Raw genomic sequence first — 11,700 nt, 5'->3', positions numbered from 1 at the left:
GAATAAAATCCTGATTTTCCAATATTATGCAAACTAAAACTCTTGAAGGTGTCCGAATTTCTCCACTCCAGAAACGTCTGTGGTTGTTACAGCACACAAATAAGCAAACACCATTTCGTGCCCAAGTAGCAGTTTTAATAGAAGGAAAGCTCGACATAGCTCATCTTAAAGAAACCTTAAACAATGTTGTTAATAAGCATGAGATTCTGCGGACTAAATTTCAATGCTTGCCCGGCATGGAAATTCCAGTTCAAGTAATTAATCATGGTAGCCTTGACTGGGAAGATGACTATGATTTAATAGCCTGGAAACCTCAGCAGCAAGATGCCCAAATTGACTTAATTTTTCAAAAAATGCTTCATTTGCCTTTTGATTACGAAAAAGGTCAAATTTTGCGTATCTCTCTAATAACTTTATCACTGCAAAAATATATATTACTTTTGAGCTTACCAGCATTGTGTGCGGATTCTGCAACTCTGAAAAATTTGGTGCATGAAATCAGTAGTTCTTATGAAGCTTGTTTACAAGATAAAGAATTATCTGATGAAATCCTCCAGTATGCTGATATTGCTGAATGGCAAAATGAATTACTTGAATCAGAAGATACAGCAATAGGTAGAGAGTATTGGCGTAAACAGGATATTGCTCACCTTTTGGATTTACATTTGCCTTTAGAGAATCAACTGCAAGTCAATCAAGAGTTTCAGCCTCAATTTGTGAGCTTGCAGATAAATCCTGATTTTACTAATAAAATTAAAATTTTAGCCCAAAAACATAATACTTCTGTTTCTGTATTATTATTGGCTTGTTGGCAAGCATTGCTGATGCGTTTAACTGGGCAATCGGAAATAGTTATTGGTACGGCTAACGATGGTCGTAATTACGAAGAATTAGAATCAGCGTTAGGATTATTTGCTAAATATTTACCTTTACACAGCTATTTAAGATCAACTAGCTTTTTTAGTGAAGTTTTACAGAGAACTCAAGATCGCCTTCAAGAAATTCATGAATGGCAAGATAGTTTTAATTGGGAAAATATTAAACTTAATAAGAATATAAATACATCACATTTTCCATTTTGTTTTGATTTTAAACCACAAAAGCATAACTATACTGCTGCTAATATTAATTTTTCAATTTATAAGCAATATGCCTGTATAGATAGGTTTAAAGTAAAATGTTCTTGTTTAGAATACAACGATTATTTGACTGTAGAATTTCACTATGACGCTAACTTATTTAGTGCTGAAAATATAAGTCGTTTAACGGAAGAATTTGAGACTTTATTGCACAGTATCTTAAAAAATCCGTTATCGACAATTAATGAGTTAGAGATATTACCGCCAAACGAGTTACAACAACTACTGGTTGATTTTAATCATACCCAGACTGACTATCCCAAAAATAAGTGCATTCATCAATTATTTGAGGAACAGGTAAAACGCACACCAGACAACATCGCTGTTATTTTTGAGAATCAGCAGTTAACTTATAGTGAACTCAACACCCTTGCTAACCAACTAGCCCATTACCTACAACAATTAGGAGTTAAGCCAGAAGTACCAGTGGGGATTTGTGTAGAACGCTCCCTAGAAATGGTCATCGGCTTATTAGGTATCCTCAAAGCAGGTGGAGCATATCTACCAATTGAGCCAACCTATCCCAAAGAACGTCTTGCATTTATTTTACAAGATGCTCAGACACCTGTACTACTGACTCAACAACATTTAGCAGCAAACTTACCAACAGATGCAACCCAAGTAATTTGCTTAGATACTGATTGGCAAATAATTAGTCAACAGCCAATAGATAACCCAGTCAACGATATTACAACTCTCAATCTGGCTTACATCATCTACACTTCTGGTTCGACTGGTAAACCCAAAGGTACATTAATTCACCATCAAGGGCTAGTTAACTACCTGAGTTGGTGTACCCAAGCTTATAATCTTGACCAAGGTACAGGAACAATCGTTCATTCTCCTTTAGGATTTGACCTGACGATTACCAGCCTGTTCTCTCCGTTACTAGTGGGGAATCAGGTAGAAATTCTTTCACCAGACCAAGGTATTGAAACTCTGGCTAATGCTTTACGCGCACGCTCTAACTTAAGCTTGGTGAAAATTACACCGGCTCACCTAAAGTTACTATGTCAGATGTTATCACCGCAAGAAGCCGCAGGTCGCACCAGAGCCTTTATCATTGGTGGTGAGAATTTGTTGGCTGAAGATATTGCTTTCTGGCGGGAGTTTGCACCAGATACGATGTTGGTCAATGAATACGGGCCGACAGAAACAGTTGTAGGGTGTTGCATTTACCAAGTACCGACAGGAGAAAATCTTTCCACTTCAGTCGCAATTGGTAATCCTATTGCTAACACCCAGTTATATGTGCTTGACCAACACTGTCAACCTGTACCGATTGGCGTGGTGGGTGAGTTGCACATTGGTGGTTTGGGATTAGCTAGAGGTTATCTCAATCAGCCAGAATTGACAGCACAAAAGTTTATTCCTAACCCATTTTCTCAAATACCAGGGGAACGACTGTATAAAACAGGTGATTTGGCGCGTTACCGACCAGATGGGGTTCTGGAATTTCTCGGACGAATCGATGACCAGGTAAAAATTCGCGGTTTCCGCATTGAGTTAGCAGAAATTCAATCCGTAATTCTAGAGCATTCGGGGGTAAAGGAAGCCGCAGTAATAGCACGGGAAGATGTTCCAGGTAACAAACGTTTAGCTGCATATATTGTTTGGAATGCAGAATCACCCAGTTCTATCGACGTTCTGCAAAGCTTTGTGTCAGAGAAACTGCCTGATTATATGGTTCCCTCGGTTTTTGTACCATTAAAGGCTCTACCTTTGACAAATAATGGCAAGGTAGATTCAAAAGCATTGCCAGCACCAGAAGAAGTTAGAGCCGAATCAGGTACTTTTGTTGCTCCTACTACGCCGACGGAGAAATTACTAGCAGACATTTGGACTAAGGTTTTGCGTGTGGAACGGGTAGGTATCCACGACAATTTCTTTGAGTTGGGCGGCGATTCTATTTTGAGTATCCAAATTATTGCTAAAGCTAATCAAGCTGGTTTGCAATTGATTCCCAAGCAAATGTTTGATAACCAGACAATTGCAAAATTGGCAGCAGTGGCGGGTACGGTTCGCACTATCCAAGCAGAACAAGGATTAGTGACAGGTGATGTATTTCTCACCCCGATTCAACACTGGTTTTTTGAGCAAAATCAACCTGAGCCACACCACTGTAATCAGGCAATTCTGCTGGAAATGCGGCAAAATTTCGACACAGAGGTTTTAGAACAAGTAATGCAGCAGTTGATATTGCATCATGATTCACTGCGGCTGCGTTTTGTCAAGGAAGTTTCTGAATGGCAGCAGTTTATTGCTCCTCCTAGAGATATTACAGTGACACGCTGCGATTTTTCTACATTGCCACAGCAGGAACAAGAATTAGCGATCGCCTCTACAGCCACAAAATCACAAGCTAGTTTCAATCTCTCAGAGAGTCCGTTAGTACAAGCGGCTATTTTTGACCGTGGTGCAAATCAGCCCAGTTACCTACTACTAATCATTCACCATTTAGCTGTTGATGGTGTTTCTTGGCGCATTCTCCTAGAAGATTTCCAAACTGTTTACACCCAACTACAAGCGGGTGAGGCAATTAAATTACCAGCTAAAACAACTTCCTTCCAGCAGTGGGCGCAAAAGTTAAAAAACTACGCCCAGTTAGATGAACTTCAAAATGAACTAGAGTACTGGTGTGCAGAATCCCGTCGTCACGTTTCCCGCATCCCAGTAGATTTTCCCGGAGGCGAAAACACAGTTGTTTCGGCTCGTACTATATCTGTTTCCTTAAGTGTGGAAGATACCCAAGCTTTATTACAAAAAGTACCAGCCGCTTACCAAACTCAAATTAACGATGTATTACTCACCGCACTGGTACAAACTTTTGCTGAGTGGATGGGAGAGCCAACACTACTTTTAGATTTAGAAGGACATGGGCGGGAAGACATCTTTGATGATGTGGATTTGTCACGAACTGTCGGCTGGTTTACGACCATTTTCCCAGTATTATTAAACTTGCCAGCAACTTCTGACTCAGCCACGACGGTAAAAACTATCAAGGAACAGTTACGCGAGATTCCCAATCGCGGAATTGGTTATGGTGTACTGCGTTATCTTAGCGATGACGAATCAATTGCAGAAAAACTGCAAACTCTACCTCAAGCTGAGGTGTTGTTCAACTATTTAGGACAATCTGATCAAGTCCTTTCAGAATCATCAACCTTTAGTTTAGCTGATGCAGATATTGGCTCTGCAAGCAGTCCAAAGGGAAGCCGTCGCCATTTACTAGATATCAACGCCATTGTAGTTGCAGACCGATTACAAATCAGTTGGACTTACAGCAATGCGATTCATCGCCAAAGCACGGTTGAGAATCTAGCTGAGAATTTTATCAAGGCATTACTCTCTTTAATTCACCAAGTTTCTGAAAATAACTCGCTCCCAGCAGATTTATCAGACTTTCAGTGGAGTGAAACTGACCTCGAAAACATCATTGCAGCAATTGGAGACGTTTAAAATGGGTATGCAAAATGTAGAGGATTTCTATCCTCTTTCACCAATGCAGCAGGGATTACTTTTTCATACCCTATCTGCACCAGATACAGGAGTTTATTTTAATCAGTTAGTATGTACTCTTTCTGGACAACTGAATATTCCTGTATTTGAACGAGTTTGGCAGCTGGTAATTCAGCGTCATTCAATTTTGCGGACTTGTTTTCGCTGGGAAGGTTTAAAAGAACCTGTACAAGTGGTGCTGCGTCAAGTGCAACTGCCTTTAAAACATTACAACTGGACGGGTCTTTCATCTACTGAGCAGCAAGAAAAGTTAGAAGCTTTTTTAGAAAGCGATCGCACTTTAGGTATTGATCTCTCCCAAGCGCCGTTGATGCGTTTGGCGTTAATTCAAGCCAGCGAAAATACTTACCATTTTGTCTGGAACACCCATCATCTAATTACCGATGGTTGGTCTACATCAATGTTGCTGGAAGAAGTTTTTAAATTTTATACTGCCTTCTGCCAAAATGAAGAATTACGGTTAGAGCCTCCCCGTCCTTACCGCGATTACATAAAATGGCTACAGAAACAGGATTTGTCAAAGGCTGAGACTTTTTGGCGACAGACATTGAATGGTTTTTCTGCTCCTACTAACCTCCGTATTGAAAAAACACTGACTATTAGTCATAGCCAAATAAAAAACCATGCAGCCCAACAAATAAAATTATCAGCTAGCGAAACCGCAGCAATGCGATCGCTCGTTCGTCAGCAGCAAATTACCCTCAATACTTTAGTACAAGGTGCTTGGGCTTGGCTGTTGAGCTATTACAGTGGCGAGAAAGATGTAGTTTTTGGTGTCACCGTCTCTGGTCGTCCGGTAACGCTGGCGGGTGCAGAATCTATGGTAGGATTGTTCATCAATACCTTACCTCTGAGAGTGCAAGTAGCAGCAGATACTTCTGTTGTAGCTTTGCTCAAACAGATTCAAGCTAAACAGGCAGAAATTTCTCAATATGAATACAGTCCGTTAGTACAGGTGCAAGGGTGGAGTGAAGTCCCACGGGGAATGTCTTTATTTGACAGCATCTTGGTATTTGAAAATTACCCGGTGGACACTTCAAAACGGCAAATTGATAATCTAGAAATTTTGAATGTTGTTACCGATGAACGGACAAACTATCCTTTAACGGTGACAGCCGTACCTAGCCAAGAGTTGTCATTAGAAATTGCTTATGATGGCGATCGCTTTGATGATGATGCTATAACTCGGATGTTAGGACATTTGGGCAATTTGTTAGCAGGTATTCTAGCTAATCCTGAGCAGTGCTTGTCAGACTTGCCTCTATTGACAGAAGCAGAAAAGCATACTTTATTAGTTGAGTGGAATAATACTGAAATTGATTACCCACAAGACCAGTGCGTTCATCAATTATTTGAAGCACAGGTAGAAAAAACACCTAATGCTGTAGCGGTAGTATACGAAAATTACTATTTTACTTATCAAGAACTAAATCAAAGAGCAAATCAACTCGCCCACTATCTGCAAAAACTGGGAGTAGAGCCAGAGGTACTGGTGGGGATATGTGTAGAGCGTTCCTTAGATATGATAGTTGCACTCTTGGGAATTCTCAAGGCTGGCGGGGCATATCTGCCACTAGATCCAAATTACCCCCCTCAACGTTTAGCTTTCATGCTCCAAGACGCTCAAGTAAAAATACTACTTACTCAAGCACACCTGTTAGATACATTACCTCCTCATCAAGCCGAAGCAATTTGTGTTGATAGAGACTGGAAAATTATTAATAATGAAAGCCAAGAAAATATCAATAATCAAGTTTCACCTATTAATAACGCTTACATTCTTTATACATCTGGCTCAACGGGTCAACCAAAAGCAGTTATTATTGAACATCAAAATGCTATTGGCTTAATATATTGGGCAAAAGAAGTATTTAACGACCAAGACATAGCTGGTGTTTTAGCATCAACGTCTATCTGTTTTGATTTATCAATATTTGAAATATTTGTGCCTCTAAGTTGGGGTGGCAAGGTAATTGTTGCAGAAAATTTGTTGCATTTACAGACTTCAGTTGCTGCTCAAGAAGTAACTTTAATCAATACAGTTCCATCTGCGATCGCTGAATTACTAAAAATTGATAGTATACCCGCTTCTGTACGTACCATTAACTTAGCAGGTGAACCTTTGCCTCAACCATTGGTGCAGCAGTTGTATCAAGAAACTTCTGTGCAAAATGTCTTTAATCTTTATGGCCCTTCTGAAGACACAACCTATTCTACATTTTCTTGTATTAAGCCAGAAGATGATCTAGTCACCATTGGTCGCCCAATTGCTAACACCCAAATTTATATATTGGATAGTCATTTACAACCGTTGCCAATTGGTATACCTGGTGAGGTATACATTTGTAGTACTGGTCTTGCACGAGGCTATCTTAAACGCCAAAAACTAACAGCAGAAAAGTTCATTAGCAACCCCTTTAGTAATAAGCACGGTGCGCGTCTATATAAAACTGGTGACTTAGCGCGTTACCTACTTGATGGTAATATAGAGTTTCTTGGACGCGTTGATCATCAAGTAAAAATTCGTGGCTTCCGGATTGAACTAGGAGAAATCGAAGCTAAATTAGCTCAACATTCCGTTGTCCAACATAGTGTGGTTGTAATTAGGGAAGATAAACCTGGTGATAAGCGTTTAATAGCATATATTGTTCCTAATACTGGCAATTTTGATTCAGTAAATAATACCGAACTAATACCACATTTACGCAAATACTTAAAAGAGAATTTACCAAAGTACATGGTTCCTTCTGCTTTTGTATTACTGGAAAAATTACCACTTACACCAAATGGTAAAATAGACCGCAAAGCACTTCCTCTACCTGGCCAGACTTATTCTAATATTGAAACAACTTATATAGCACCACGTACAGCCATCGAAGAACAACTAGCGAAAATTTGGGCTGAATTGCTAAAGGTTAAACAAGTTGGAATTGAAGACAACTTTTTTGAATTGGGAGGGCATTCATTACTACTAACACAACTTATTTTTCAGATTCGACAAACTTGGAAAATAGAACTACCTTTAAGCAGTTTGTTTGAAATGCCGACAATCGCTAGTTTAACACAGAGTATTGAAACAGCTCAAAAAATGGGTTTTTCTACTCTTGCTATTACTCCGAATAATCAAATCGATTGGCAAACAGAGGCTGTTCTTGATCCTACAATCCGTCTGGAAATACCAATTAAATATCCAACTCAGCCTACTAACATTTTATTAACTGGAGCTACAGGTTTTGTCGGAGCATTTTTGCTTTATGAACTACTGCAACAAACTCATGCAGATATCTATTGTTTAGTACGTGCTGCTAATGCAGAAGAAGGCAAAAAAAGAATTCAAAGCTGCCTCGAATCATATTTGCTTTGGAATGAAACTTTTAGTTATAGAATTATTCCCGTTGTCGGAAATTTGTCTAAACCACTTTTAGGACTTTCGAGACAGGGATTTCAAGAATTGACTGAATTAATTGATGTTATCTATCACAATGGTGCATGGGTTCATCATACTTCTCCATATTCCACACTCAAGGGGGCGAATGTATTAGGAACTCAAGAAGTTTTGAGGCTAGCAAGTCAAGTTAAAATCAAACCTGTACATTTTATATCAACTAATGGGGTATTCTCTCCCGAAGGTTATTCTGGCATAAAAATAGTTCAAGAACAAGATAACCTCAATGATTATCAAGTGCCATCTGGCGGCTACACGCAAAGTAAATGGGTTGCCGAAAAGTTAGTTAACATTGCACGCGATCGCGGCCTTACTGTAACTATACATAGGATAGGACGTGTTTCTGGACACAGCAAAACCGGAGTATTCAATCAAAATGACTTTTTATACAGATTAATCATCGGCTGTATAAAACTTGAAAAAGTGCCAGATGGCAATATGATTGAAGATATGGCTCCTGTAGATTATGTGAGCAAAGCCGTAGTCTATTTATCCAGACAAGAAAAATCTATAGGGAAGGCATTTCACTTTGTAAATTCCCAACCTTTTCATTCAATTAAGCTGATCAAATTACTCCGCTCCCTTGGCTATCCACTGCAACAAATTTCTAATGACCAATGGCAAGCAGATTTGATTAACATTGCTGAACACTACCCAGAACATCCACTATATCCACTTGTACCCTTGCTGAGTGAACAGAATCATAACTCAGCAGTACTAAAGTTTGATTGCCAGAATACACTCGATGGGCTAGCAAATACCTCTATTATTTGCCCACCAATCGATGATAGTTTGCTTAATACTTACTTGTCTTATCTTATGCAAAAAGGATTTTTGGAGGCTCCCAAACATAAATTGATCAACATCTAATGCTTTATAAAATTCGCCACACATTAATACTATGCAATTAACAAATTCAACAACTACAGCCAAGGTGAATCCTCAACAGCAGTATCTAGAAAACTTTATTGCCCGTTATTCCAAACGGACACAAACATCGAAACAGCTAACTCAAGCATATCGTTCTGTGCTTGCAGATAGAAGAAATTCTATCGGATTTAACAAAACTATTAAAGAAATAGTCTATCCCATTATTGGCAAACGTGCTTCTGGTTCTAAAATTTGGGATGTTGATGGAAATGAATATATAGACCTGTTGATGGGCTTTGGAGTAAGTTTTTTTGGTCATAATCCACCTTTTATTAAAGAAGCCATACAAGAGCGGCTAGAACAAGGTATACATATAGGCCCACAATCAGATTTAGCTGGTGAAGTTGCAGAGTTATTCTGTAAACTAACTGGTATGGAACGGGTAACTTTTAGTAATACAGGTACAGAAGCCGTAATGACGGCACTACGTCTAGCACGCGCTACAACAGGCCGCCAAAAAATTGCTATGTTTGCAGGCTCTTATCATGGACATTTTGATGGCACTTTAGTTAAAAGACAGAAATTAGACGACAATCTAGTTGTAGTTCCACGTTTTCCCGGTGTATTGCCTAATGTAGCTCAAGATGTTTTAGTTTTGGATTATGGTGATTTTAAATCGTTAGAAGTAATCAAAGCTTATCAACATGAATTAGCTGCTGTTTTAGTTGAACCTATTCAAGATGAAAGACCAAATATACAGCCTCAAGAGTTTTTGTTGCAATTAAGAGAAATCACCCAAAAATCCGGTACAGCATTAATATTTGATGAAATGCTTACAGGCTTTCGCCTTCATTTAGGTGGAGCGCAAGCATGGTTTGGTGTTAAAGCAGATATAGCAACTTATGGAAAAATTATAGGTGGTGGTTTGCCCATTGGAGTTATAGCAGGCAAAGCAGACTACATGGATAGAATTGATGGTGGAATATGGAGCTACGGGGATGCTTCTTTCCCGCAAGTAGAAACAACATTTTTTAGCGGTACTTACTGCAAACATCCCTTAGCTATGGCTGCTGCTAAGGCAGTGCTTAACTATTTAAAAAATCAAGGCACTGCTCTTCAAGAAAAGGTAAATCAACGTACTTCCCAGTTTGTAGAAAAACTGAATAGTTACTTTCAAGCAGATGGAGTACCAATTCGGTTAGCAAATTGCGGTTCTATGTTTAATTCTATTCCTTTAGGAAATACTTCTGATTCTGGAAATTCTACTTCAGAGAATATAGACTTGATATCCTATCATCTTCTATATCAAGGAGTTTTCCTAATAGGAAATGGTGGTTTTATGTCGACAGCGCACACCGATGAAGACCTGGAATATGTAATTGAAGCAGTTAAAAGTACTATCAATGAACTGCGAAAAGGTGGTTTATTACCATAGTTATAACGTTAGTAATTTTAATTAAAAAAGAAATTAAAAATCGGAGTACAGGTAAATGGTTACAATCAATTCTAATCCTCAATATGACTCTTGGGCTAAGATTTATAATGAATATTGGGGCCTAAAGTATTGCCAGCATAATTTGCCTCCTTTTGAAAAATTACTACAACAATATAAGATTCTTGAAGGAGCAAATATTCTTGATTTATGTTGTGGTACAGGACATATAGCACAGGAATTAATCGAGCAAGGCTATCAAGTAACGGGCCTTGATATTTCAGAACCAATGTTGCAATATGCTCGTGAAAATGCACCTAATGCTAGATTTATTCATGATGATGCTAGATTTTTTAACTTACCGCCTACTTTCCACGCAGTTATTTCTCCTAGCGCTAGCCTTAACGACATAATAAGCATTGAAGACCTGCAAAAAGTCTTTATGCAGGTGCATGATAGTTTAGTAGTTAACGGGATTTTTATGTTTGGATTAAAACTAGAAGATGGTTACAAATCTTGGAATGGTAAAATCGCTGAGGGTGATGTGAAACATGATTTCGCTTGGTCTTGTCGCTATAGCCATAATCCTAAAGAAAAAACAGGAGAATTTACTATTACTATTTTTCAACCGTTAGGAGGCAGTTGGCAGCGTTTAGATATTAATAATTTAGTTAGAGCTTATTCTCAAGCAGAAGTTATACCTGCTCTTCAGAATGTAGGCTTTACTGATATTAATGTCTACGATGAAGAGGGAAACATAGCAGATTATCAATATAATAGCTACGCTATTTTTTCAGCACGAAAGCAATCTCAATAGATCATAAATAAATATTTGGAGTAAAAAAAATAATGAGTAACGCAGATACTGAAGATACAACAATTTACAAAGTTGTAGTTAATCATGAAGAGCAGTATTCTATTTGGCCTGTTGATAGAGAAAATGCCCTTGGTTGGACAGATGCAGGTAAAACTGGGATAAAATCAGAATGTATGGAATACATTAAAGAAGTATGGACTGATATGAGACCCCTAAGTTTGCGAAAGAAGATGGAGGAGTTATCTAAGAAAAATTAATAAGGAGTATCTCAGTTTTTGCAATACTTCTCGGTTAAGGTCAAAATTCATTTATCTTATGTATATCAACTGAACAAATTAGAACAGGTAAGGAATTAATCGTTTTGTGCATTGCCTGTAAACTTCATACTCATCACCAAAGGTATGAATGGCACTAAGAAAAGCTGAAATAGTTGCCTGGCAAGGGGTTTAGAAAACCTAGAACCGCAAAGTTTGCTAGA

Annotated in this window: 5 protein-coding genes; all 5 read left to right on the top strand. The window is 38.5% G+C overall.

Annotation, left to right across the window (positions count from 1 at the left end; translation table 11 throughout):
* The first annotated feature begins 26 nt into the window (after positions 1-26).
* Genes G1O98_RS01195 through G1O98_RS01175 form a run of 5 tightly spaced genes read left to right on the top strand, consistent with a single transcriptional unit; the run spans position 27 to position 11,479 of the window.
* Positions 27-4,598, top strand: a complete 4,572-nt coding sequence (locus G1O98_RS01195; RefSeq protein WP_175586461.1) for a non-ribosomal peptide synthetase — start codon at positions 27-29, stop codon at positions 4,596-4,598.
* Between the two features lies 1 nt (position 4,599).
* Complete coding sequence (locus G1O98_RS01190) at positions 4,600-8,973, top strand: non-ribosomal peptide synthetase (protein ID WP_163926795.1); 4,374 nt, start codon at positions 4,600-4,602, stop codon at positions 8,971-8,973.
* A 31-nt stretch (positions 8,974-9,004) separates the two neighbouring features.
* Positions 9,005-10,408: an aspartate aminotransferase family protein gene (locus tag G1O98_RS01185; protein ID WP_163926794.1), complete on the top strand. Its 1,404-nt coding sequence runs from the start codon at positions 9,005-9,007 to the stop codon at positions 10,406-10,408.
* A gap of 55 nt (positions 10,409-10,463) precedes the next feature.
* Positions 10,464-11,222, top strand: coding sequence for a class I SAM-dependent methyltransferase (locus G1O98_RS01180; RefSeq protein WP_163926793.1), 759 nt, complete (start codon positions 10,464-10,466; stop codon positions 11,220-11,222).
* Positions 11,223-11,254: 32 nt separating this feature from the next.
* Positions 11,255-11,479 carry an MbtH family protein gene (locus G1O98_RS01175; protein ID WP_163926792.1) on the top strand — a complete coding sequence of 75 codons (225 nt, stop codon included), beginning with the start codon at positions 11,255-11,257 and terminating at the stop codon, positions 11,477-11,479.
* Positions 11,480-11,700 lie beyond the last annotated feature (221 nt).

This window comes from Nostoc sp. UIC 10630 (assembly GCF_010747425.1).
In the GTDB taxonomy this organism is placed as follows: Bacteria; Cyanobacteriota; Cyanobacteriia; order Cyanobacteriales; family Nostocaceae; genus Nostoc.
Note: the sequence above shows the minus strand (reverse complement) of the source record. Positions and strands in the feature narration are given on the sequence as shown.